Origin of the sequence: Streptomyces sp. FXJ1.172 (genome assembly GCF_001636945.3) — a bacterium.
Lineage (GTDB): Bacteria > Actinomycetota > Actinomycetes > Streptomycetales > Streptomycetaceae > Streptomyces.
The window spans coordinates 1094799-1118094 of sequence record NZ_CP119133.2 but is presented as its reverse complement, the minus strand read 5'-3'; the positions used below and the strand labels follow the sequence as shown (position 1 = coordinate 1118094).

17 protein-coding genes are annotated in these 23296 nt (G+C 70.8%); 6 read left to right on the top strand and 11 right to left on the bottom strand.

Annotated elements, in window-relative coordinates:
* Positions 1 to 108 precede the first annotated feature (108 nt).
* Positions 109 to 1074: an LLM class F420-dependent oxidoreductase gene (locus tag A6P39_RS05375; protein ID WP_067051428.1), complete on the top strand. Its 966-nt coding sequence runs from the start codon at positions 109 to 111 to the stop codon at positions 1072 to 1074.
* Between the two features lie 149 nt (positions 1075 to 1223).
* The gene (locus A6P39_RS05370; RefSeq protein WP_159396128.1) at positions 1224 to 1949 is read left to right on the top strand and encodes a class I SAM-dependent methyltransferase; all 726 of its coding nucleotides are present in this window, start codon (positions 1224 to 1226) and stop codon (positions 1947 to 1949) included.
* A 250-nt stretch (positions 1950 to 2199) separates the two neighbouring features.
* On the opposite strand, the gene glpK is transcribed toward A6P39_RS05370, so the two are convergent.
* The gene (glpK, locus tag A6P39_RS05365) at positions 2200 to 3708 is read right to left on the bottom strand and encodes a glycerol kinase GlpK (RefSeq protein WP_234379064.1); all 1509 of its coding nucleotides are present in this window, start codon (positions 3706 to 3708) and stop codon (positions 2200 to 2202) included.
* Between the two features lie 63 nt (positions 3709 to 3771).
* The gene (locus A6P39_RS05360) at positions 3772 to 4539 is read right to left on the bottom strand and encodes an IclR family transcriptional regulator (RefSeq protein ID WP_067051146.1); all 768 of its coding nucleotides are present in this window, start codon (positions 4537 to 4539) and stop codon (positions 3772 to 3774) included.
* A gap of 195 nt (positions 4540 to 4734) precedes the next feature.
* On the opposite strand from A6P39_RS05360, the gene A6P39_RS05355 reads away from it, so the two are divergent.
* The gene (locus tag A6P39_RS05355; RefSeq protein WP_067051143.1) at positions 4735 to 5151 is read left to right on the top strand and encodes an ATP-binding protein; all 417 of its coding nucleotides are present in this window, start codon (positions 4735 to 4737) and stop codon (positions 5149 to 5151) included.
* Positions 5152 to 5213: 62 nt separating this feature from the next.
* Here the strand turns inward: A6P39_RS05355 and A6P39_RS05350 are convergent, their stop codons facing one another.
* The 4 genes from A6P39_RS05350 to A6P39_RS05335 all read right to left on the bottom strand — a co-directional run bounded on the left by A6P39_RS05350 (position 5214) and on the right by A6P39_RS05335 (position 9075).
* On the bottom strand, positions 5214 to 6269 hold the full coding sequence (locus A6P39_RS05350) for a PP2C family protein-serine/threonine phosphatase (protein WP_067051140.1): 1056 nt from the start codon (positions 6267 to 6269) through the stop codon (positions 5214 to 5216).
* Positions 6270 to 6484: 215 nt separating this feature from the next.
* Positions 6485 to 7243 (bottom strand): IclR family transcriptional regulator, encoded by a 759-nt coding sequence (locus A6P39_RS05345; protein WP_067051138.1) that lies wholly within the window; start codon positions 7241 to 7243, stop codon positions 6485 to 6487.
* A gap of 53 nt (positions 7244 to 7296) precedes the next feature.
* Positions 7297 to 8418 (bottom strand): carboxylate-amine ligase, encoded by a 1122-nt coding sequence (locus A6P39_RS05340; protein ID WP_067051134.1) that lies wholly within the window; start codon positions 8416 to 8418, stop codon positions 7297 to 7299.
* 429 nt (positions 8419 to 8847) lie between these two features.
* The gene (locus tag A6P39_RS05335) at positions 8848 to 9075 is read right to left on the bottom strand and encodes a hypothetical protein (RefSeq protein ID WP_067051131.1); all 228 of its coding nucleotides are present in this window, start codon (positions 9073 to 9075) and stop codon (positions 8848 to 8850) included.
* A gap of 103 nt (positions 9076 to 9178) precedes the next feature.
* Between A6P39_RS05335 and A6P39_RS05330 the strand changes: the two genes are divergently transcribed.
* The 3 genes from A6P39_RS05330 to A6P39_RS05320 all read left to right on the top strand — a co-directional run bounded on the left by A6P39_RS05330 (position 9179) and on the right by A6P39_RS05320 (position 16134).
* Positions 9179 to 11377, top strand: coding sequence for a trehalose-6-phosphate synthase (locus tag A6P39_RS05330; RefSeq protein ID WP_234379061.1), 2199 nt, complete (start codon positions 9179 to 9181; stop codon positions 11375 to 11377).
* A gap of 418 nt (positions 11378 to 11795) precedes the next feature.
* Positions 11796 to 14594 (top strand): SpoIIE family protein phosphatase, encoded by a 2799-nt coding sequence (locus A6P39_RS05325; protein ID WP_079133589.1) that lies wholly within the window; start codon positions 11796 to 11798, stop codon positions 14592 to 14594.
* Positions 14595 to 14940: 346 nt separating this feature from the next.
* Complete coding sequence (locus tag A6P39_RS05320; RefSeq protein ID WP_067051128.1) at positions 14941 to 16134, top strand: ABC transporter substrate-binding protein; 1194 nt, start codon at positions 14941 to 14943, stop codon at positions 16132 to 16134.
* A gap of 189 nt (positions 16135 to 16323) precedes the next feature.
* On the opposite strand, the gene A6P39_RS05315 is transcribed toward A6P39_RS05320, so the two are convergent.
* The 5 genes from A6P39_RS05315 to A6P39_RS05295 all read right to left on the bottom strand — a co-directional run bounded on the left by A6P39_RS05315 (position 16324) and on the right by A6P39_RS05295 (position 23148).
* Positions 16324 to 18063: an RICIN domain-containing protein gene (locus A6P39_RS05315; RefSeq protein ID WP_067051125.1), complete on the bottom strand. Its 1740-nt coding sequence runs from the start codon at positions 18061 to 18063 to the stop codon at positions 16324 to 16326.
* A gap of 61 nt (positions 18064 to 18124) precedes the next feature.
* Entirely contained in the window at positions 18125 to 18886 is a 762-nt protein-coding gene (locus tag A6P39_RS05310; RefSeq protein WP_067051422.1) for a carbohydrate ABC transporter permease, read from the bottom strand.
* 56 nt (positions 18887 to 18942) lie between these two features.
* Complete coding sequence (locus tag A6P39_RS05305; protein ID WP_067051122.1) at positions 18943 to 19911, bottom strand: carbohydrate ABC transporter permease; 969 nt, start codon at positions 19909 to 19911, stop codon at positions 18943 to 18945.
* A 9-nt stretch (positions 19912 to 19920) separates the two neighbouring features.
* The gene (locus tag A6P39_RS05300; RefSeq protein ID WP_067051118.1) at positions 19921 to 21162 is read right to left on the bottom strand and encodes a sugar ABC transporter substrate-binding protein; all 1242 of its coding nucleotides are present in this window, start codon (positions 21160 to 21162) and stop codon (positions 19921 to 19923) included.
* 33 nt (positions 21163 to 21195) lie between these two features.
* Positions 21196 to 23148: a glycoside hydrolase family 127 protein gene (locus tag A6P39_RS05295; protein WP_067051115.1), complete on the bottom strand. Its 1953-nt coding sequence runs from the start codon at positions 23146 to 23148 to the stop codon at positions 21196 to 21198.
* Positions 23149 to 23296: the final 148 nt, after the last annotated feature.

The following is a 23296-nucleotide window of genomic DNA, read 5'->3' as shown; positions in this document are numbered from 1 at the left end:
CGCTCGAGGGCGGCGCACTCCCTGAAGCGGTGGATCGGATATCTCGGCCTGTGCCCGGCGGCCGTCCCTGCGCCGTTTCACGGGGACCGGCCGGGAGACTCGGTGGGCATGGTGAAATTCGGATACACAATGATGGGGGAGCAGGCCGGTCCAAGAGATCTGGTGGCACATGTCGTGCGGGCTGAAAAGGCAGGCTTCGACTTTTCGGTGACATCAGACCACTACTCTCCGTGGTTGGACGAGCAGGGGCACTCCCCGTACGCCTGGAGCGTCCTCGGCGCAGCCGCACAGGCAACCTCGCGAATCCCGCTGATGACGTACGTGACGTGCCCGACGATGCGATATCACCCGGCGGTCGTCGCGCAGAAGGCCGCGACGATGCAGCTGCTGTCCGGCGGCCGCTTCAGACTGGGACTGGGTTCCGGTGAGAACCTCAACGAGCATGTGGTGGGCGGGAGCTGGCCCCCAGCCGACGTACGCCAGGAGATGCTCGCGGAAGCGATCGAGATCATCCGGGCCCTGTTCGGCGGGGGGTACGTCAACCACCACGGATCGTACTTCGACGTGGAATCCGCCAGGCTCTGGGACTTGCCCGCCACCCCGCCGCCCATCGGTGTGGCGGTCTCCGGACAGCAGTCCTGCCGGCTGGCAGGCCGCCTCGCCGACCTGATGATCGCCGTCGAGCCGGACGCGAACCTCGTCACTGCCTTCGAGGGGAACGGCGGAACGGGCAAGCCGCGGGTGGGGCAGGTGCCGGTCTGCCACGACCCGGACCGCCATGAGGCGGCACGGCGGGCCCACGAACAGTTCCGCTGGTTCAGCGGCGGCTGGAAGGTGAACGCTGAGCTGCCCGGGACCACGGCCTTTGCCTCCGCCGCCGCTCACGTCCGCGAGACGGATGTCACGGACCAGATCCCCTGCGGGGACGACCCGGAGGTGTTCGCCGAGGCCGTGCTCCCTTATGTCAAGGCAGGATTCACCGAGATCGCACTTGTCCAGGTCGGCGGTGCCGCACAGCTGCCCTACCTGGACTGGGCGGAGAAGACGCTGCTGCCCGTACTGCGCGAACTCTGAACCCGGCCACGGCCCCGGTGCCTCGCCGACGCTCGAACCCGATGCGCGGACGGGAGGCCGGACCCCGCTCGCCCACTTGGACGACGCCGCGCTCGCGCGGCCTGCTCGATACGCGCCCGGACCCGGGTAGCCGTGACAACGTGAGTGAAGTGTGCAACTCCGAATATGTGGTCACGGCCGAGTTCTACGACCTGTTGCAGGCTGAGACGGAACGTCGACGAGCTGAGCGTCGCTTCACCGAGGCAGCCCGCCGCGCCCGGCATGCGATCCTCGACGTCGGCGCGGGCACCGGGATCGTCACCGAGGTCCTGCTCGCCGCCTCCGCCACGCCCGTCCACGCCATCGAACCGGCCACCGCGATGCGCTCCGCCCTGCTGACCCGGCTGGCCGCCCTGGGTGCCGACCAGCGCGCCCGCCTCACCCTCGACACCGAACCCATCGAAGCGGTCGCCCTTGAAGGGGCGGCGGACCTGGCGATCGCCGCCAACGTCGTCGCGTGTCTTTCCCCCGCCACCCGCCGCGCGGCCTGGCAGGCCATCGGCCGGGCACTTCTGCCAGGCGGACTGCTGCTCTTCGACCCGCCACCCGCTCAGCTGCCGACCCGGCGCACGGAGGCCGGACGACTCGGGCCGGTCAGGATCGGCCCGGACCTGTACACGGCCGACATCACCCAGGAACCGGACCGCGGGATCGTGCGTACCGTCTTCACTTACTGCGTCGAACGGAACGGGCACATCCGGCGCCGGGAGCGGGAGTCGTTCGCCGTGTGGCCGGCCAGCCCCTCCCGGATCGGCGCGGAACTCGAAGCCGCGGGACTGCAGGTCGTGCAGGCCCCCACAGCCGAGCTGATGGCCGCGCGCCGCCCGGCGCACTGAGGCCCCCGGCAGCGGCCCGGCCCGATTCTCCTGCCACCCGCAACGCCTCGGGATCCGGCGGCAGTTCGCCGTGCGCCAGGGCCGGGACGGCACAACACGGGGTCAACGCGACCACCCGCAGCCGCAGTTCCGGGCCGACCGGCAACTCCCGGTCCCGCCGGCCCCACGGTGTACGGCGTCTCGGCCGCCGTCCCGGAGTTGAGCACCTCTTCCGGTACGGCCCGGTCGAGTTGGCCCCCGCCGACGCGGATCACCGTCCCGAGTCGGCGGACCGGGAAGGTCTGGCCCACCCCAGAGAGCGCTCGACGGCCCGCTGCCAGTTGTCGTACTCCGCCTCGCGCAGTTCGGGGTCCATGTCGGGCAGCCACTGCCCGGCCCGGTGCCAGTTGCGGCGCAGCACCTCCAGACCCGGCCAGTAGCCGGCGGCGAGCCCTGCGGCGTAGGCGGCGCCGAGGGAGACCGTCTCGGCGACCATGGGCCGCACCACGGGTACGTCGAGCACGTCGGCCACGAACTGCATGAGCAGGTTGTCCGCGGTCATGCCCCCGTCCACCTTGAGCTGCTGGAGGGAGACCGAGGAATCGGCGTTCATGGCGTCGACGACCTCTCGGGTCTGCCATCCGGTGGCCTCCAGGACCGCACGCGCCAGGTGTCCCTTGGTGATGTACGAGGTGAGGCCGACGATGACCCCGCGTGCGTCGCTGCGCCAGCGAGGGGCGAACAGGCCCGAGAAGGCGGGGACGATGTAGCAGCCGCCGTTGTCCTCGACCGTGCGGGCGAGGGTCTCGATCTCCGGGGCGCTGCTGATCAGTCCCAGGCGGTCCCGGAACCACTGGACGAGTGCTCCGGTGACGGCGATCGACCCTTCCAGGGCGTACACCGGCTGCTGGTCCCCGATCTTGTAGGCGACGGTGGTCAGGAGCCCGTGCCGGGAGCGCACGATGTCGCTGCCGGTGTTGAGCAGCAGGAAGCTGCCCGTTCCGTAGGTGCACTTCGCCTCGCCGGGGGAGAAGCAGGTCTGGCCGAAGAGCGCGGCCTGCTGGTCGCCGAGCGCGGCCGTGATGGCTACACCCGGCAGCAGCGAGCGGGCGTCGCCGTATGTCTCGGCGGACGACCGGATCTCGGGCAGCATCGGGCGGGGCACTGCGAAGAAGGCCAGCAGCTCGTCGTCCCAAGTGAGCGTCCGGATGTTCATCAGCATCGTGCGGCTGGCGTTCGTGGCGTCGGTGATGTGCAGGCCGCCGTCGGGGCCTCCGGTGAGGTTCCAGATCAGCCAGCTCTCGATGGTTCCGAACAGCACCTCGCCGTCGTCGGCGCGCTGCCGGAGCCCCTTGACGTGGTCGAACAGCCAGCGGATCCGCAGCGCCGAGAAGTAGGTCGAGGGCGGCAGAGCGCACCGTTGCTGGAAGAACTCCTCGCCGGGGTGCCGTGTGAGTTCCTCGACGAGTGGCGCCGTGCGGGTGTCCTGCCAGACGATCGCCCGGCCGAGGGGGGCGCCGGTGCGCCGGTCCCAGAGCACGGTCGTCTCGCGCTGGTTGGCCAGACCGATGGCGGCGACCTGTCCGGCCTCGACACCGGCGACGGACAGGGCCTCGGGCACCACGCGCCGCAGGCTCTGCCATATCTCGACGGCGTCGTGCTCGACCCAGCCGGGCTCGGGAAAGTACTGCTGATGCTCCTTCTGCGCCACCGAGACCAGGCGCCCACGGTGATCGAACAGAATGCACCGGGTCGAGTTGGTGCCCTGATCGATGGACATTACATACCGTTCAGCCATGATCGGGTCTGCCTTCCGAAGGTGCGAGGGGGCGGCCGGCCTGGCCTACCAGCGGGCGGCTCCCAGGTCTCTGGAGATCGCCCGCGCGGCCTCACGGATCAGGGTGATCAGACTCGGGCGTGGGCGGCCCTGGCTGTCGCAGATCCGCTCGACCGGCCCGGACAGCCCGATGGCGCCGACGACGAGGCCGCCGTGCCCTCGGATCGGCGCGGCGAGCCCCGCCTCGCCCATGCTCATTTCCTGGGTCTCGGCGGCCCAGCCGAGTTCCCGGACCTGGGCGAGCGCTCGGTCGAGCTGATCGCGATCGACGAGGGTGTGCCGGGTGTACGCCTCCAGCCCCGGCTCCTTGCCGGGCTCGATCGTCGCCGTCCCGTAGGCGAGCAGCACCTTGCCGAGCGAGGAGGCGTGCAGAGGCAGCAGCGAGCCCACGTCCAGGGTCTGGAAGGTGTCGTCCGGCCGGAAGACGTGGTGCACGATGAGCACGCTGCCCTCCAGGGGCGTGCCCAGGCGAACCGCCTCTCCGCTGCGGGCGGCGAGGGCATCGGCCCAGTTGAGGGAGCGCGAGCGCAGTTCGTTGACGTCCAGGTAGCTGGTGCCGAGGTGCAGCAGAGCGGCTCCGAGCTGGTATTTCCCGGTCGCCGCGTCCTGTTCCACGAAGTCCACGTGCTGGAGCGTGCGCAGGATGCCGTGGGCGGTGCCCTTGGCCAGCCCCAGTGAGGCAGCGACCTCGCCGAGCCCGAGGCGACGGGGCCCGCCGGCGAGCAGGCGCAGAATCGCCGCCGCCCGTTCGATCGACTGGACTGGGCCGGTCATGAAGCGAGCCTATTACCGCCGGGGACGCTTCGCCGTACGGGCGTGCGGTCCCTGCGGAGCCGCACGGCGGCCCACCGTTCGGTAATGCCGACCGACGTTCATTGACCCGCCCGAATTGTCTCCGTAGCTTGCTGCACAGCCGGTATGTGCCGAGACACGGCGCCGGACCGGCCGCACACATCACCGGGAGAGACCATGGCGGCACAGCTCAACACGCTGCTTCGGGCGGCATACGAACACGTGTGTCCCGTGGCGCCGGTCGCCGGCGCCGTCTCGGCCGTACGCCGAAGTGTGGCAGCGGTCCTCGCCGAGTGGAGCGTGTCTCCGGCAATCGTCGAGGACGCGCTCCTCGTGGTGTCCGAGCTGGTCACCAACGCGATCATGCACGCCTGCCCACCGGCTGTGCTGCGGCTTTCCTGGGTACCGGGCGACGGCGCCCGCATCGAGGTCACCGACGCGGGACCCGCGCTCCCGGTGGGCCAGCTCCTGGCCGGGACCGACCCGGACGAGCACGGCCGGGGCCAGACGATCGTCCATGCCCTGGCGACGCGTCATGGCATACGCGTCCACGCCGGCGGGGTCACCCGGTGGGCCGATCTCGCGGCCGACTAGACCCTGTCGTCGAGTTCCCGTCGTGGGGCAGACGGGAATGTGACGACAGGGTCTAGAGCGGTCTAGAGCGCGGCCTCCATCCGGGGCAGCGCGGGGACCTGCTCGTCCGCGGTCTGCTTGCGGAGCAGGAGCAGGGCGGCGTCGTCGTGCAGCCGGCCCCCCACATGCGCCAGCAGCTCTTCATGGACCGCGCTGAGCGTGCGTGCCGGGTCGTCGGACACGTGCCGGGCCACGCCCGCGGCCAGCGGATAGAACTCGCGGGCGTGATCGCGGGCCTCGGTGACCCCGTCGGTGTAGAGCAGCAGCTGGTCTCCCACGGCGAAGGGCAGATGCTGGAGGCGGGGGGCCTGACCGGCGAGGGAACGCAGTCCGAGGGGCGGGGCCGGATGAGTGGCCTCCACCGCCGTGACGTCTCCGCGGGCGGATATCAGCAGCGGGGGCGCGTGTCCGCAGTTCACGACCTCCAAGTGCCCTGACCGGGGATATCCGGCGACCACCGCGGTGACGAAGTCGTCCGCGCCGAGGTTGCGGGCAAGGCTCCGCTCGATCCTGCCGACGACGGCGAGCAGGTCGGGCTCGTCATAGGCGGCCTCGCGGAACACCCCGAGCACGAGTGCGGCCGTCTCCACGGCCGGCAGCCCCTTGCCACGGACATCTCCGACGATCAGCCTGACTCCGTGCGGGGTGGGCACCAAGGCGTACAGGTCCCCGCCGATCCGGGCCTCGGCCGCCGCCGCGCTGTAGCGGACGGCCACCTGGAACGGGCCGACGGTCTCCGGGACGGGCTGGAGCAGCGCGTGCTGGGCGGTCTCGGCGACCGAGCGGACGGCGGCGAGCACCCGTTCCCGACGGCCGCGCAGCGCGCTGGCCAGGCCGCTGGCCGCGGTGACGGCCAGCAGGGCGGTCAGTACGGCCGCGGGCTCACCGGTCGGGGCCCCGCTCACGTGCCCCAGCAGCGCACCCAGTGTCGCGGCCAGGAGCCCGACGCCCAGCACGCCGCGCGGCCCGTTGGTGGCGGCGGCCAGCGCGGGTCCGGCCGCCAGCAGGGGCAGCCAGCTCCCTCCGACGATGTCGAGGAACACGACGACGGCGAGGACCACAACCGGCAGCACGCACATCCCGGCGGCCAGATGCCCCCCGGCACACCGGCGGACCCATCCCCGGGCAGCGGCCGTACGTTTCCTGAACAGCCGCAACCGCGTGTGGTCGCCGCCATGGTGTCGGGCCTGACTCATGTTTCGTCCGCTGTCCTCGCCGGTCTGGGGTGCGCACCCGAAATGTCCCTTTCGTCAAGGAAACGGGCTGGCCGGGGGCAGCCACAAGGAGCGGATTTTCAGATAGTGAGCGAGAGACTCCTGGTCACCCGGCTCGCGATCGGGAGCAGGCGTGCGCGGATCTCCTGCAGCAGGGCCTGCCGTTCCACCGGCAAAGAGACACCGAGCGAGCCGAGGGTGTCACCGCTGTACACGGGCACGGCGACGCACACCGTGCCGAGCGCGTACTCCTCCAGATCCGTGACCGCCGGCGCCAGGGCGGAGGACTCGATCCTGCGCAGCAGCTCCGGAACGCTGGTGATCGTCCGCGGCGTGAGATCCGCGAGGTGGTGCCTGGACAGGTAGTCCCGGCGAGCGGCCTCGTCCATCTCGCGCAGCACGGTCTTGCCCAGTGCGGTGGCATGGCCGGCATCCTCGAACCCCACCCACAGATCCACCCGCGGGGTACGGGGGCTGTCGACGATCTCGGCGACCCGGATCTCACCGTCCTCGTAGAACGTGAGGTAGGTGGCCGTGGACAGCTCGTCCCGCAGGGCGGCGAGCGCCGGGCGGACGCGGCTGAGCAGTGTCTGTGTGCGGCCCGCCGAGTGCAGGGAAACCAGCTTGTCGCCCAGGACGAAGCCGCCGTCGGGCAGCTTGCGCACGTATCCGTCGTGCACCAGGGTGCGCAGCAGGTGATAGGCGGTGGCCAGGGGCAGCTCGGTCTCGCGTGCCAGCAGTTTCGCCGGCGCGCCGTTCTCGTGCGCGCTCACCGCCTCCAGCAACCGGAAGGCCCGCTGCACGGACGTGATGAGCGTGGGGCCGTCCTGAGCGCCCATAGGACCAGACTGCGCTGGGCACCTGGCAACGGCAAGGCAGGCATTGCCTGGTGTCAGTGGTGGTGGCTGCCGGGGGCGGTCAGGGTGCGGGCCAAGAGGTAGTCGACGGTGTCGGCCGGGCGCTGCCGGCGCCGCAGGGCGGCGCGCTGGCGGACTGCTCCGGTGCCGTGGAGATGGAGCCGGGACAGCAGCGAGTCGACCAGGGTGGTGTCGCCGTTCCAGGCGAGGGCGGGGCGGAGCCAGGCCAGGAGGCTGCGTATCTGCCGTGAGGAGGGGGCCGGCTCGCGCGAGAGCGGGTCGAGGACTGTTCCGGTGAGGCCGTCGTGCGCGGAACGCCACGACGCCGCGCGGAGCAGGTGAGGCTCGGGCTGCGGGGCGGTACGGCCCGCGCGGACCTCGGCCAGCGCGACGGCGGCCGCCGCCCGTACCAGAGCGGTGATCAGCAGGGTGTCGTCGACGGTCAGGCCCGCATCCGCGAGGCGCACCTCGAGGGTGGGCAGGTGATGGGAGGGCCGGATGTCCCAGTAGATCCCGCCGGCGTCGAGTACGACGCCGGTGCCGATGAGGGTGGCGACCAGGTCGTCGTAGTGCCCGGCGGACTCGAAGTGCGGTGGAGGACCGGCAGCCGGCCAGCGTGCCCAGCACACGGTGCGCCAGCTGGCGTGGCCGGTGTCCCGTCCGCCCCACAGCGGTGAGTTCGCCGCGACCGCGATCAGCACCGCGATCCAGCGCCGCAGGTGATTGCTGACCTGGACGGCCTCTTCCCGGCTGTCCATACCGACGTGAACGTGACAGGCGCAGCAGACCTGCTCCTCGTCCAGCGCCCCGAAAGACCGCGCACTGCGTTCGTAGCGGCGACCCGGCATGAGCGGCGGGGCACCAGCGGGGGCCAGGACCGGGGTGCCGCTGGAGACCAGTCCGGCCCCGTGTGCGGCGGCCGCGCGCGACAGGCACAGACGGTTGGCGTAGAGCTGTTCGGCAAGCGCGCGCAGGTCCCGGTGGGGCTCGGTGCGCGTCTCGACCTGGTAGCAGGTCAGCTCCGGGGCGACCAGGTCGCCGAGCTTGTCCTGGGCGGCTGCGATGACCGGCACGGCCATCGGCACCAGCAAGCGCGAGTGCGGATCGACGAGGAGGAACTCCTCCTCCACGCCTACCGTCAACAACGGCCCTGTCATCTCCGTCCGCCCTCTGCCTGCTCGGGTTCGGGCGTGCTCCCGTCACGGGACAGTCGTCTCTCCACGGACAGGATCCTTCACCGGCGGGCCGCATGTCTCCCCTCGCGGGCGGCAAACCGCCGCGAACGGACCGGCAGATGGCCGAAGAGCCCACCGTGCGCACAGAAAGCGGGACGGACGACGGCCGGCACGGCTCGTACAGCTGCGGGCCGGTGAGCCGCCGACGGAGAACGTCCGGCCGGCGTCAGCCGCGAAGGCGCCAGGACGGAACTGGCCGTCCTGGGGCCGCGGTTGACCATGGTGACTGCGGAGGGGCGACCGCCCGTCGGGCCCGGCCGGGGTGTACGCCTCCTCCAGGCACCTCCAACCTCCCGCAGTCCAGGGCGAGTTCATGCCCAGGCCTTCTGGCGTCTGCCCGCTGCCGTCTGTTCACCAGGCAGGGTCGTGAGTGATCGGGTCGATGATGCGGGCCCCGTCGGCGGGTTCCACCGGTGGCGGGGCCTGGCTGCTGCCCGGGACCGCCTGCACCGCCTGGACCGCCCGCCCGAGCCGGACGGTGCGTGGATCGTCGCTGTGCAGCAGGTGGGTGACCACGTCGGCTGGTGTGTTGCGTGCGGCGGACACCAGCTCCGCGCATGCGGGATCGGCGTCGTGCATGGCGCCTCCGGGGCTCCTGTGCTGGGTGGCTGGGGTGCACCAGCACTGAGAATATCACTGTAAGGCATCGACCCATTACAGAAAGTTGCTTCCAGGAGGAGTGGTGGTCAACGCCCCGTACATCGCCCACCGTCGGACCGCTCGCCCCGCAGCCGTGCGGCCCTCACACGACGCCGCCCGGGTGCTGGTCACCGACCTTGACGGCACCCTCCTGGCCGGTGACGACCGAGCACGCCGCAGGCTGCGCCATCTGCTGGACCTGCACCCGTGCATCACCGTGGTCTTCGCCACCGGCCGCTCGGTGCACTCCGTGCGGTCGGTGCTGGCCGCCGACCCGCTGGTGCCCGTGCCGCGCTGGATCATCGCCGACGTCGGGGCCAGCGTCGTCGACGCCGTCGCGGGCAGCCACCTCGATGCCCTGGAGACACGACTGCGGGCCGGCTGGCCCGGCGCGGACCGGGTGCGCTCCGCGCTGGAGGGCTTCACCGGCCTCGCCCACCAGGACGGAGTCGTCCAGGAGGGACGGTGCTCCTTCTACCTGCCTCCCGAGCACCTGACCGCAGACCTGAAGGCGGCGGTGGCCGAACTCGGCTGCTCGTGGACGTACTCCGCCGGCCGCTACTTCGACGTCCTGCCCGTGAATGCGGGCAAGGGAGCGGCTCTCCGGGAACTCGCCCGCATGCTGGGCTGGCCGGTGTGCGCCCTGCTCGTGGCCGGCGACTCCCTGAACGACCTGTCGCTGTTCGACCTGGGCGCCCACGGCGTGGTCATGGGCAATGCCGAACCCGGCCTGGCCGCGCGGGTGCCACCCGGCGAACGCGTCCACCGCCCGCCACTCGACGGTGCGGCGGCGATCCTGTCGGCGCTGGAGGACCTCGGCTGGATCAGCCGCCCCTCACGCGTGGTGGTCGGGTACCACCGCCCGCCGCTGCGCTGGTCGGAAGGCAGATGGCAGTCTCCGGTCAGCCCCAACGGCATCCTGCCCACGCTCACCTCCGCCCTGGACCCGCGCGCCTGCGACCAGGACGCCGTATGGGCGGCCGCACTGGTCACCGACCAGGACGCCGCCCCCGCTCCCGCCCGGGACACTCCTTTCACACGCTGCGCTTGTCCGGCGCCCCCCACCGTGCTCTCACTGGCGCTGCTGCCCGTCGCGTCAGCGACCTGGGCGGGCTATTTCCACGGCGCCTGCAAGGAGACCCTGTGGCCGGCCCTGGTGTCCGCACCCGACCTGATCCGCCACGATCCACGCCACTGGGCCGACTTCGAACAGGTCAACGCCGCCTTCAGTGACCACATCGACGCCCACGCGGCCCACGGGGCGACCATCTGGCTCCACGACTACAACCTCTGGCTCGTCCCCGGCCTGCTCAAACCACGCCGCCCCGACGTGACCATCGGCATCTTCCACCACACGCCCTTCCCCACGCCGGACACCTTCCGCCGGCTCCCCACGGCCGGCCAGCTGCGCACCTCACTCACGCATCTGGACTGGGCCGGCTTCCACACCACCGCCGACGCCGACAACTTCCAGCGACTCCTTGCAGGCACCGCCCGCCCGCCGCGCACCGGAGTACACCCGCTGGGCATCGACCTCCAGGCCGTGCAGTCCCAGGCCCGCACCCGCGCCCGCTCACGGCGGCACCGTCCCCGAGCCGGCACGCAACTGGTGCTCTCCGTCGAACGCCTCGACTACGCCAAGGCACCCGTGCACAAGATCCGTGCCCTGGCCACCCTGTTCGAGCGGGCGCCGGAGTTTCGCGGCCGGGTGTGCTTCCGGCTGATCTGCCCGCCCCCCGAACCGGGCGTCAGCGCCTACGAGACCACCCGGACCCAGCTCGAGCAGGCCATCGCCGACCTCAACTCCCACTGGGGGTCCCCGACCTGGCAACCAGTCGACTACGTGCCCCGGACCCTGCCCTTCCCGCGCATCGTGGACAACTACCTTGCGGCGGACGTCTTCTGGGTGACCTCGCTGGCCGACGGGATGAACCTCACCGCACAGGAATACGTCGCCTGCTCGGCAGCGGCCGGACGCAGCGGCATCCTCGTACTGTCCCGGCATGCCGGCGTGGCCGAACACCTGGGCAGGGCCGCACTCCTCACCGATCCGGACACACCGCACGACCTGGTCGACACCCTCCACCAGGCCCTGACCATGACCCCTGAGCAGCGCCGCCTCCACACCGCCCGCCTCGCGGCCTGCCTGACCACCCCGGCCCCCGCCGACTGGGCGCGCACGATCTTGAAGGCAATTCCCGCCGCTGAGAAGGCGATTCCCGCCGCTGATGAGGATGTGTGAACGTGGCAGGTCGCCGGGACACGACCCGCACGACGGCCGGAGCGAGGATCACGCACCGGCGCCCTCGACGGATTCCAGCAGCTCGGGCCGGCGCGGCCGGCCGGCGGACAGTGTGTTGAGCAGGTCCTGTACGAGGGCCGGCCCGCCCGGGGCACCCCCGTCACGTCAGCCCCGGTCATCGGCCGGCGGTTACCTCCTGAAGCCGACCTGGGGGGGCGGGGGCGACGACAAGGACGGGAACGCGGCCGTTGTCCTCGGTGGCGCGAGGGTGGCCACCCGGCCCCTCACCACTGGTCCGGTGGAGTCACCGGGCACGGTCACGCCCTGGCAGTACCCCGTCCGGGTCGCACAGTGGCCGACCGCTCAAAAACGATAAAAATAGACTGTGTGTGGAGTTTCGGATCATTCCGGGCGCGACATGCCCCATGAGTCCAGCAGGACTCCTCGCCCCGATCGGCTCCGTCAGGGGGGAGAGGGGCGGCGGTCCGGCTCGCTGCTGAGCGTGCACAGTCTCGCCGGCCAGGTCTTCCTCCTGCAGCTGGCGGTCGTGATGCTGCTCGTCGCGGCCACCCTCGTGGCGCTCGTCGTGCAGGCGCGACGCGACGTCATGTCGGACGCCCGGCAGCGGACGCTCGCCACGGCGCAGGCGTTCGCGAACTCCCCGGGGACCGTGGCGGCGCTGGAGAGCGCGCACCCGACCGCCGTGCTGCAGCCGCACGCGGAGGCGGCCCGGAAGGCCGCAGGCGTCGACGCCATCATCGTGTACGGGCTGGACGGGATCACCCTCACCCACAGCGACCCGCACCAGATCGGGAAACGCGTCATCGGGCCTTACGGACAGGCGGCGAGCGGCAAACCGTTCACGAGTACCTTCAAGGGCTCCCTGGGCCTCTCCGTGATCTCGGCCGTTCCCGTCAGGGCTCCTGACGGCTCGGTCGTCGCCATCGTCTCCGTGCCCCTCAAGGTCGAGACCGTGCAGCACAGGGTGAACCGGCAGCTGCCGGTCCTCCTCGGCGGCGCCGCCGCAGCCCTCGCCGTCGCGGCAGGCGGCTCGGGCCTGGTCAGCCGGCGGTTGCGGCGCCAGACCCATGGGCTGGGGGCGACCGAGATGATCCGGATGTACGAGCACCACGACGCGGTGCTGCACGCGGTGCGGGAAGGAGTGCTGATCGTCGGCGGTGACGGCCGGCTGCTGCTGGCCAACGACGAGGCACGGCGGCTGCTGGACCTGCCGACGGACGCGGAGCGGCGGTACGTCACCGCGCTGGGGCTGGAGGGGGACCTCGCCGGGCTGCTGGCCTCCGACCGCCCGGCCAGCGACGAGGTGCACCCGGCGGGCGCCCGGATGCTCGCCGTCAACAAGCGGCTCACCGCACCTCACGGACCGGTCGGCAGTGTGGTGACGCTGCGGGACACCACCGAGCTGCGGGCCCTCACCGGCCGGGCCGACGCGGCGCGCGAACGGTTGAAGTTGCTCTACGACGCCGGACTGCGGATCGGCACCACGCTGGACGTGAAGCGCACAGCCGAGGAACTGGCCGAGGTGGCGGTGCCCCGGTTCGCCGACATCGTCACCGTCGAACTGCTGGAGCCGGTCCTGCACGGCGAGGAGTCCCCAGGTGCGACCACCGAGTTCACCCAGTTGCGCCGCAGCGCCGTCGCCGGCCTGTACGCGGACGATCTCCTCCTCCCCGTCGGCGAGCTGATCCGGCTCGTCCCCGCCCACACCGACGCCGTGGCGATGGGCGAGGGCCGACCGGTGCTGGTCGAGGACCTCAGAACCTCCGACGTATGGCGGGCCCAGCACCGCGAACGCACCCGGCGAATCCTCGACCACGGCATCCACTGCCTGCTCGTGGTTCCGCTGCGGGCCCGCGGCGTGGTGATGGGAGTGGTGAACTTCTGGCGGGCAAAGGACTCTCCGCCGTTCGAGGAAGAGGACGTGTCCTTCGCCGAGGAGCTGGCCGCCCGGGCAGCGGTGTGCATCGACAACGCCCGCCGTTACACCCGCGAACACGCCACGGCCGTCACCCTGCAGCACAGCCTGCTGCCACGCGCGCTGCCCGAGCAGTCCGCCCTCGACGTGGCCTACCGCTACCTGCCGGCCCAGGCCGGGGTGGGCGGCGACTGGTTCGACGTGATCCCGCTGTCCGGCACCCGGGTGGCGCTGGTCGTCGGCGATGTCGTCGGCCATGGTCTGCACGCCGCGGCGACCATGGGCCGGCTGCGCACATCCGTACACAACTTCGCCGGCTTGGACATGCCCGTGGAGGAACTGCTGGGCCGGCTGGACGAGCTGGTGGCCCAGATCGACGCCGAAGAGGCCGCCACCGCGGAGGACGGGCAGGGGATGATCACGGGTGCGACCTGCCAGTACGCCGTCTACGACCCCACCTCCGGGCGGCTGGTTCTCGCCACCGCAGGTCATCCCGGTCCGGCGGTGGTCCGGCCCGACGGGACCGTCGACTTCCCTCGGCTGCCCGTCTCCCCGCCACTGGGGATCGGCGCCGGCCTGCCGGTCGAGGCCGCCGAACTCACCGTGCCCGAGGGTTCCCGGCTGGTGCTCTACACCGACGGACTGATCGAGGACCGCACCCGAGACCTGGACGCCGGTCTGAAGGCCCTGCGTGGCGCTCTGACAGGGCACGAGCGAACGCCGGAGGACACCTGTGCGGCGGTGATGGAGGCCATGCTGTCGGACCGGCCCAGGGATGACATCGCGCTGCTGGTGGCCCGCACGCGCCGGCTCGGACCCACGCAGGTCGCCACGTGGGACGTGCCCCGTGACCCGGCGGCGGTGGCCCCGGTGCGCACCGCCTGCGCCCGCAGGCTGACGGAGTGGGGCCTGGAGCAGGTGGCCTTCACCGCCGAACTCATCCTCAGCGAACTGATCACCAACGCCATCCGCTACGGCACCGAACCCATCGCCGTCCGGCTGCTCCGCACGATGCCGGCCGAGAGCCCCGCCGCAGGCACCCTGATCCTCGAGGTCTCCGACGGCAGCAGCACCTCGCCCCGCCTGCGCCGGGCGAAAGTCACCGACGAGGGCGGGCGCGGACTCTTCCTGGTCGCCCGGTTCGCCGAACGCTGGGGGACCCGCTATACGCCCACCGGCAAGGTCATCTGGGCGGAACAGTCCCTTCGCCACGGCACCACGCCCGAGACGGAAGAACTCGGCGAGATCCTGCTCGGCCAATGGGACGACACAGCACTGTGAGGGGCGCGTGCACGCCCCTTTCCGGCACGGCTCGTGCACGCCGTGTGCGGGCATCGCGCGAGGCGGGCCCGGGGCCTGTGGCAGGGACCTGGGGCCCGCGCAGGCAGCATCCCGCGGACCGCGGAGGCGGTCACGGGCTTCCCCGGACGGGATTCCGTCACCGGGGCGCACGGGTACCCTGGCCTCGACGACCACTTCCCCGGCCCGTGGACCCTCGGCCGGCCAGAGCCACCGGAACTCCAGACCGGCTACGGCGGCACCGGGCGTTCCTCCGGAGGTCCGCCGCGCCCCGCACCAAGCACATGTCACCCGGTGACAACCTCATCCCCCAGGTCCTGGAGCAGTCGTGACCACACGCCGTGCCCGAGCAGCAGCCGTCCTCGGCTGCCTCGCTCTCGCGGCACTGGGCCTGAGCGCCTGCGAGACCACACCGACCACCGGACTCGCGAAGCCGTCGGTTGCCACTTCCGCCGAGAACGCGGGCGGCATGCGCGCGCTGATCGCCGCGGCGAAACGGGAGGGCACGCTCAGGGCGATCGCGCTGCCGCGCGACTGGGCCGACTACGGCGGCCTGATCGACGGCTTCGAGAAGAAGTACGGCATCCCCGTCAAGGTCGAGAATCCGCTGGGCCACAGCGAGGACGAGATCGACGCCGTCCGGAAGAGGGGGAACCGTCCGACGGCCCCCGACGTGATCGACGTGGGCGACACGTTCGCGCGCAACGCAGCGGCACAGAATCTGCTCGCGCCGTACAAGGTCGCCGCCTTCGACTCGATCCCCGACAATCAGAAGGACTCCCAAGCCCGCTGGTCGAACAACTACGGGGGCTACATCTCCATCGGCTGTGACGCCAACCGGGTCAAGCACTGTCCGGAGACGTTCGCCGACCTGCTGAAACCCGCCTACAGAGGCAAGGTCGCCCTCGAAGGCGACCCGCCCCGGTCGGCCACCGCCTTCGCCAGCGTCTACGCAGCCGCGCTGGCGAACAACGGTTCGTTCGCGGACGTCCAGCCCGGTCTCGACTTCTTCGCCAAGCTCAACGAGAAGGGCAACCTCAACCCGCTCAGGTCCAATCTGGCGACGGTCGAGGACGGCCGGACCCCCATCAGCATCAACTGGGACTACATCAACCTGCACTACGCCGACCAGCTTCGGGCCAAGGGTGTGAACTGGCAGGTCGCGATCCCCTTCGACGGCAGCTTCGCCCAGTACTTCGCGCTGGCGGTCAACAAGAACGCCCCGCACCCCGCGGCTGCCCGCCTGTGGCAGGAGTACCTCTTCAGCCCACAGGGCCAGAACCTCCGGCTGCGCAGCTACGCCCGCCCGGTGCTGATGGAGGTCATGCGGCAGGACGGCACCCTCGACAAGGCCGCCGCCGAACGACTGCCGACGGTTGAGGGGACGCCGCAGTTCCCGACGGACGCGCAACTGGCGAAGGCGAAGGAGACCGTCACCCGCGGCTGGGCGAAGGCCGTCCCCGGGAGTACGAGGTCTGCCCTGCCCTCAATTGCCTTTCGTGACCTGCCGGGGCGGGGCTGACCTGACGCCGCGAGCGACTCACGAGGAGCCACCGTGTCCGCGGCCTTCCCGGAGGTGCAGTTCATTCCCTGACCGGGGCGGCGGTCCTGTCACCACCCGTGCGGGTCATCCCCGGCCTGTGTCCCCGGCCGCCGACATCGGCCAGGGACACAGGTGTCTTCTTCGGTGCCGAGCGGCGCGGGGGACTTGTCAGCGCGCGGTCAGCTTCCAGAGGTGGTCGGCGGTGCCGTTGTCGGACCACTGCAGGACCTGGGCGCCGGAGGACGTGCTCATCTGGTCCACGCCCAGGAGCAGTCCGCTGTTGTAGTTGGCGATCTTGTAGTAGCCGTCGCGGGCGGGGATGACCTGCCAGAGGTGGTCGGCGGTGCCGTTGTCGCCCCAGATCAGGGCAGGGCCGCCGTCGGCGGTGCTCATGTTCTGGATGCCGAGTGGCAGGCCGCTCCTCTGGTTGACGATCTTGTACAGGCCCGAACCCGCCGCCACCAGGCTCCAGTTCTTGTCGCTGTCGGTGGTGGACGTGGCCTGGACGACCGAAGTGCCCTGAGCGGTGCCCGCGTTCAGGGTGTCCAGGGCGAGGCCGCTGTTCTTGTTGGTGATCTGGTAACGCCCGGCCAGTGAGGTGGAGGTGCCGGCCGGTGTGATCACCAGGTGGTAGCCGTCGGAGGCGTTCATGGTCACCGGTACGGTGATGGAGCCGCCGGAGACGGTGTAGTCGGCGTCGGAGACGGTGACCGGGCCCGGAGAGGCGGTCGTACGGCCGGTGCTGGGTGTGTACTCCAGCTTCACATGGACCGTGTTGCCGAAGGCCGGCAGCGAGGACAGGCCGCCCACGGTCACCGCGCAGGAGCCGGTGCAGCCGCCCGCCACGACGCTGATCCGGTTGCCCGAGCCGTTCAGGGACGCGATGCCGTCGATGCCTGTCTGCGCCGGGGGCGTGGTGACCAGCATGGAGCCCGACATGTCGCCGTACCACTTGTACATCCAGTACGAGCCGTTGGGTGCGCCGCCGGTGTCGGTGAGGGTGTCGCCGAGGGTGCCGTAGTGGTTCCAGAAGGCGAGTTCGGCGTCGTGCACACCTGCCCGTTCGAACTTGGCGACATAGCCGATGAGTGCGCCCGGGACGCCCACTTCGGACGGCTCGGCGTACTCCTCGATGGCGATGGGCCGCGGGCTGATGCCGAGCGCGGCCTCCAGCGTGCGGTAGGCGGCGACGTGCGCGGCGATGTCCTTGCTGCCCTGCAGCTCGTGCCAGGAGATGATGTCGGGGACGGTGCCGCTCGCCTTGGCGTCGGTGAGGAAGGTGCTCATCCAGGACTGATTCCAGGCGGAGTAACTGGGGCCCTGGACCGGGGCCTTGGTGTCCTTGGAGCGGACCTCCTTGTAGGTGCGGGCCCAGCCGTCGTCGAAGGCACCGGCATGGGTGGTGTCCCAGGTCCAGTCGGGCTCGTTCCACAGCTCGTACGCGGCGATGTCGCCCGCGCCCGAGGACCGTACGGAGGCGACCTGCTTGTCGACCGCGGACAGCCAGTCGCTCCAGCTCACCCATTTGTACGGGAAGTTGGGGTACAAGTCCGGCATCCGGACGACCACCTTGGCGCCGGCCCGGGCGGCCTTCGGAGCGACGACCAGTGCGTCACCGGCCGGCTCGGGCTCGCCGTTGGGGAGTTGGGAGCCGCCCGGAGCCATCTGCACGAACGTGTTCGGCCTGAGCGGGGTGACGAGACTGTCGGCGGGCGTGCTGCCGTCGGCGAGACCGTAGAGGCTGCCGGTGGCGACATGGGTGACCGGGCGGAGCGTCTGGTTCGCGTTGACCACCAGTGTGGTGGACGAGGTGGGGGCCGCCTGGGCCGGCGGGTCGGTGGCGAGTACGGCGGTGGCGGCCAGGGCGCAGACGCCCAGCAGTGAGGTGAGGGGTCTTGTGCGGCTCATGGAGGGGTTCTCCTCGACGGAGGGGATGGGGGAGCAGGCCGGTCCGTGACCGGAAGGACGGTCAGTCCTTGACCGCGCCCGCGGTGACGCCCGCGGCCACGTAGCGCTGCGCGAGGACCAGCAGGACTGCCGCGGGAACGGAGGCGACGACGGCGGTGGCCATGATCGCGTTCCACTCCTGGTTGTTGTTGCCGATGTACTTGTAGATGCCGAGGGTGATCGGCCTCAGATCGCCGCCGCCGTCAAGGGTGTTGGCGAAGACGAAGTCGGACCAGGCCCACAGGAAGCTGAAGAGCGAGACGGTGACGAGCGCGTTGCGGCTCACCGGCAGCACGATCGACCAGAACGTGCGGAAGGCGCCCGCGCCGTCGATGCGCGAGGCGGCGATCAGCTCGCCGGGGATGCCCGACATGAACGCCGTGAAGATCATGACGCCGAAGGGCACGGCGATGGTGGAATCGGCGATGATCAGACCCCACCAGGAGTTCAGCAGGCCGAAGTCGAGAAAGATGCCGTAGAAGCCCATCGCCATGACGATGCCGGGGACCATCTGGGCGATCAGCAGGACCAGGCCGAGGGTTCCGCCGCCGCGCGGGCGCAGTTTGGCCAGGGAGTAGCCGGCCGGGGCGGCGAGCAGCAGGGTGAGGGCGACCGTGCCGAGGCCGATGAGCAGGCTGGTGCCGAGGTAGGGCAACTGGTCGTCCAGGACCGAGCGGTAGCCCTCGAAGGTCGGGTGCAGCGGGAAGAGGCCGGGCGGGTTCTTGCGCATGTCCTGCTGAGGGGTGAGGGACACGTTGAGCATCCAGTACACCGGGAACAGCATCAGCGCGGTGAGCAGGAGACCGATGATCGTGTAACGGGGGCCCCTGGAGCGGGAGTTCACGCCTCTTGCCTCCTCTGGACGCGGATGTGGAGCAGGCCGAAGACGAGCGCGATGAGGATGAGGAGGTTGCCGACCGCGGCGCCCGGGCCGAACTTGGGCAGCAGCGTGCCGAACCCGAGCTGGTACGACCAGGTCGCCAGGGTGGAGGAGGAGTCGCCGGGACCGCCCTTGGTCATGATCCAGATCAGGTCGAACACCTTGAGGGTGTAGACGAGACCGAGGAGCAGGGTGATCGCCGACACGGGCCGCAGCAGCGGAAAGGTGATCCGGCGGAACACCTGCCAGGCGCTCGCCCCGTCCAGGGCCGCCGCCTCGTACAGCTCCGCGGGGATGTTCTGCAGCCCGCTGTAGAGGATGACCAGGTTGAACGGGATGCCGATCCAGATGTTGGCGACGATCACGGAGGTCAGCGCCCAGTCGGGCGAGGTGAGCCAGCCCACCGGATCGACCCCGAAGAAGTGCAGAAAGTAATTCACCACGCCGGACTCGCTGTTGAACATCCACGACCAGGTGGACGCCGACACGATCAGCGGGAGCAGCCACGGGATGAGGAACAGCGCCCGCAGTACGCCCGAGAGGCGGAAGTGCCGGTTGAAGAAGACCGCGAGGGCGAGGCCGATGACGTACTGGAAGGCGATGGACACGAAGGTGAAGACCATCGTGTGGCGCAGTGCCGGAGCGAAGGCCGGATCGTCCAGGACCTTGCGGAAGTTGCCCCAGCCGGAGAAGGGCGCGTCGCCGGCCACGAAGGAGCGGACGGTGTAGTCGCGCAGGCTCAGGTCGAGGTTGCGGTAGAGGGGGTAGAGGTAGAAGGCGGCGAGGTAGGCGATCAGCGGGGCGACGAAGGCGAACGCGGTCAGCCGGCTCCGGCGCCTCAGTCTGCGCTGCGGCGACAGCGGACCGGACCCGCTCACCTCCGTCACCCCCGGTGTCCGCCGTGGCCGGTCGACGCGGGCGATGGTCATGGCCCGGCCTCAGTTCTTCCCTGCGCTTGCCTGGGCGGTGTCAAGGGCCGCCTGCGGGCTCTTGCCGCCCGAGAGGGCCGCCTGGACGGCGGTCCACATCGGCTGCGAGATGGCCGGGTACTTGGTGCCCAGTCCGCCGCTGGTGCGGCCGCGCGCCGCGGCCACCGCGTCCACCCACGGCTTCAGCTGCGGGTCCTGCTTGACCTGTGCCGCCTGCACCGCCGCGGTCGGCGCCACGTACATCAGCGTGGTGTCCGTCGGCAGCAGGCTGGCGTCACTGGTCAGGCACTCGACGATCTTCTTGCTGACGCCGTAGCGCGCGGTGTCCTTCTGCACGGGCACGGTGACGAACTCGCCGCCGGTCGGCACGGGGGCCGAACCCCCGTTCTGGGCAGGGATGTTGATGATCCCGTAGCCGAATCCGGTCTTGCCCGCGTTGCCGAGCTGCCAGGTGCCGTTCTCGCCGAACGCGTAAGTGCCGGTGGCGAACTCCTGCCAGCTGGTGGTCTGCGTGTTCTGCAGGACGTCCTTGGGGGCGTACCCCGCGTCCACCCACTGCTTCCACAGCGACAGCGCGGCCACGCCCCGGGCCGAGTTCAGCCTCGTCAGGTCGCCGCCCGCGCCCCAGAACCAGGGCAGGAACTGGAAACTGCCCTCCTCGGTGTTGATCGCGGAGAACGTGATGCCCTTCTTCCCGGCCGCCTTGACCTTCTTCAGCGCGGTGGTGAGGGAGTTCCAGTCCTTGACGGAGGCCGGGTCCACGCCCGCGGCGGACAGGATCTTCTTGTTGTAGTAGAGGGCGAGTGTGTTGGCGCCGATGGGCACGCCGTACGCGGAGCCGTCGATGGTGCCGGCGCCGATGATGTTCTTCTGTATCGACCCCGTGGCCAGGCCGAGATCGCCGGTCTTGTTGAGGATCCCCGCTTCCACCAGCGTGGAGACGACCGGGTTGTCGACGAGCATCACGTCCGGTGCGTTGCCCTGCTGGGCGGCCAGCAGCGCCTTGTTCCCGAGGTCCGTGGTGTCGTACGCGGTGCGCTTGACCTTCACCCCGGCCATCGTCCCGCACTCGGCGACGCGCTTGCCCCACGGCGAGGAGGCGTCGAACTGCGGATACGGGTCCCAGAAGGTGTACGTGCCCGAGGAGGCGTGGCCGGCACCCGAGGAGCCGGAGCCGCTCCCGCAGGCGGTGAGGGAGGCGAGCGCGACGGCGGTGAGTGCGGCAAGGAGTGTGCGGCGGGTGGGTATCACGGGGCTGACCTCGATGTTCGTAGGGCGAGGGAGTCAGGAGGTGGGCAGCCAGACGCGCATGCTGCCGTCTTCGCGGTTGGCCCAGGCGTAGTAGGGGACGGCGGTCAGCTCGAGCGGCTCGCCCTCGGCCGGACCCTGTGCCGGGTCCGTGGGCGAGGGGCCCTGAGCGTGGAGCGGGGTGTACGGCCACCAGCCCGCGTCGGGGATCCGGCGCCGGTGGCCCGCGGCCACCAGCGTGGTCACGCCGCCGAGCAGGTCCGGGCGCTGCTTGACGGCGAGCGGGCGCGACGGGTCGACGACGATGTCGTCCAGGCCGCCACCGGGATGGTCCGCCTGCTCCAGGCAGTACACGAGCGGGCCGCGTTCGATCGCCACACAGCCCCGTACGGCGTCCACCCGCGGGTCGGCCGCGGTGAAGCGGGGCTCCAGCGCCAGCTCCAGGACCACCCGGTCACCGACGGCCCAGGTCCGTTCCAGCCGCAGCCAGCCGTCGGCCACCGGAGCGTCGTACGACTCCTCGCCGCACCGCACGCGCACGTCACGGCACCACTGCGGAATGCGCAGGGACAGCGTCCAGGGGTCCTCGCCCGGGCTCTCCTCGACGGTGAGGGCGATCGTGCCGTGCCAGGGGTACTCGGTCACGCAGCGCACGGCGATTCCCCCGCCACGGTAGCGGCCGGTGACGTACTGGTGGATCTGGAGTCCGCCGTCGTCGGTGCTCGCCAGGTAGTGCTCCAGGGAGGCCAGCAGGCGCATCACGTTGGGCGGGCAGCAGGCGCAGCGGAACCAGCGGGTGCGGCGGGCGGACTGATCGCCGCCGGTATCGGTGTGACCGTCGCGGACCTGGAGCGGGTTGACGTACAGCCAGCGCTCGCCGTCCAGCGACACTCCGGCCAGGAAGCCGTTGTACAGGGTGCGCTCGATCAGGTCGCTGTAGCGGGCCTCGCCGGTGAGCAGGGCCATGCGCCAGCTCCACTGGACGCAGGCGATGGCGGCGCAGGTCTCGCAGTAGGCACGCTCGTTGGGCAGTTCGTACGGGTCACCGAAGTCCTCCTTGTCGTGGTGGGCACCGAGGCCACCGGTCAGGTGGGTCTTCGTGGCGGTCATGGCGTGCCACAACCGCTCGGCGGCGGTGCGCAGTTCGCGGTCCCCGGTCTCGGCGGCGAGATCGGCGGCCGCTGCCAGCAGATACAACTGGCGTACGGCGTGGCCCTCGACGTCGGTCGCCTCCCTGAGCGGGACGCGGTCCTGGCAGTAGGCGTCGCCGCCGAGCAGGCCGTGGCCGTGCCGGTCGACGAAGTAGGCGGCCAGGTCGAGATAGCGGCGCTCGCCGGTCTCCCGGTACAGCTCGGCGAGTGCGGTCTCGATCTCGGGGTGCCCGTCGATGCCGTCGAGGGGCTTGCCGCTGCCGGGTGGCCCGAAGACGGAGTCGATGTGGTCGGCGAAGCGCACGGCGACGTCCAGGAGTTCGGTGCGGCCGGTGGCCCGGTGGTGTGCGACGGCGGCCTGGATGAGGTGTCCCGCGCAGTACAGCTCGTGCCCCCAGCGCAGGTCCTGGTACCGCTCGCCGCCCTTGGCCAGCTGGAACCAGGTGTTGAGGTATCCGTCGGGCTGCTGGGCGGCGGCGACAAGTGCGGCGATGCGGTCGACGTGCGCCTCCAGCTCGCCGTCGGCCTCCTGCGCGAGCTGCCAGGCCGCGGCCTCCAGCCATTTGTAGACGTCCGTGTCGACGAAGGGGTACGCCCCCCGGAATTCGCCCTCGGTGGTGCCCGCCGCGATCCGCAGGTTGTGCAGATTGCCGGCGGACTCCAGCAGTTCGGGGCCCTGCGGGATGGAGGTGCCGGCGTTGACCTCGCGCCGGCTGTGCCAGAAGCCCGCGTCGATGCCGCCGACGGCGGGACGCAGCGCGGCACGGGCGGCCGGACCGAGACGGACCGGACCCACGGCACCGGTGGGGGAGGGCGGGGCGGAGCGTGTGCTGGGCATGGCTCTCCGAGAGGGAAGCGGGTACGAGCAACGGGCAAACATGTGAGCAACCGTTTTCCTGATCGAGAAGTAGAGAGCAGCGGCACACCTCGGTCAAGGGGAGCGGCAAGGGATTCTCCCGTTTGCTCAGGGACTGGCAGGGAACGGC

What these genes read in the sequence shown, in the direction of transcription:
- A6P39_RS05305 (WP_067051122.1), bottom strand. Translation starts at nt 19,911, where the DNA reads ATGACCATCGCCCGCGTCGACCGGCCACGGCGGACACCGGGGGTGACG.
- A6P39_RS05310 (WP_067051422.1), bottom strand. Translation starts at nt 18,886, where the DNA reads ATGCTGTTCCCGGTGTACTGGATGCTCAACGTGTCCCTCACCCCTCAG.
- A6P39_RS05350 (WP_067051140.1), bottom strand. Translation starts at nt 6,269, where the DNA reads ATGTGCGTGCTGCCGGTTGTGGTCCTCGCCGTCGTCGTGTTCCTCGAC.
- A6P39_RS05345 (WP_067051138.1), bottom strand. Translation starts at nt 7,243, where the DNA reads ATGGGCGCTCAGGACGGCCCCACGCTCATCACGTCCGTGCAGCGGGCC.
- A6P39_RS05360 (WP_067051146.1), bottom strand. Translation starts at nt 4,539, where the DNA reads ATGACCGGCCCAGTCCAGTCGATCGAACGGGCGGCGGCGATTCTGCGC.
- A6P39_RS05375 (WP_067051428.1), top strand. Translation starts at nt 109, where the DNA reads ATGGTGAAATTCGGATACACAATGATGGGGGAGCAGGCCGGTCCAAGA.
- A6P39_RS05325 (WP_079133589.1), top strand. Translation starts at nt 11,796, where the DNA reads ATGCCCCATGAGTCCAGCAGGACTCCTCGCCCCGATCGGCTCCGTCAG.
- A6P39_RS05340 (WP_067051134.1), bottom strand. Translation starts at nt 8,418, where the DNA reads ATGACAGGGCCGTTGTTGACGGTAGGCGTGGAGGAGGAGTTCCTCCTC.
- A6P39_RS05315 (WP_067051125.1), bottom strand. Translation starts at nt 18,063, where the DNA reads ATGAGCCGCACAAGACCCCTCACCTCACTGCTGGGCGTCTGCGCCCTG.
- A6P39_RS05295 (WP_067051115.1), bottom strand. Translation starts at nt 23,148, where the DNA reads ATGCCCAGCACACGCTCCGCCCCGCCCTCCCCCACCGGTGCCGTGGGT.
- A6P39_RS05355 (WP_067051143.1), top strand. Translation starts at nt 4,735, where the DNA reads ATGGCGGCACAGCTCAACACGCTGCTTCGGGCGGCATACGAACACGTG.
- A6P39_RS05335 (WP_067051131.1), bottom strand. Translation starts at nt 9,075, where the DNA reads ATGCACGACGCCGATCCCGCATGCGCGGAGCTGGTGTCCGCCGCACGC.
- glpK (WP_234379064.1), bottom strand. Translation starts at nt 3,708, where the DNA reads ATGTCCATCGATCAGGGCACCAACTCGACCCGGTGCATTCTGTTCGAT.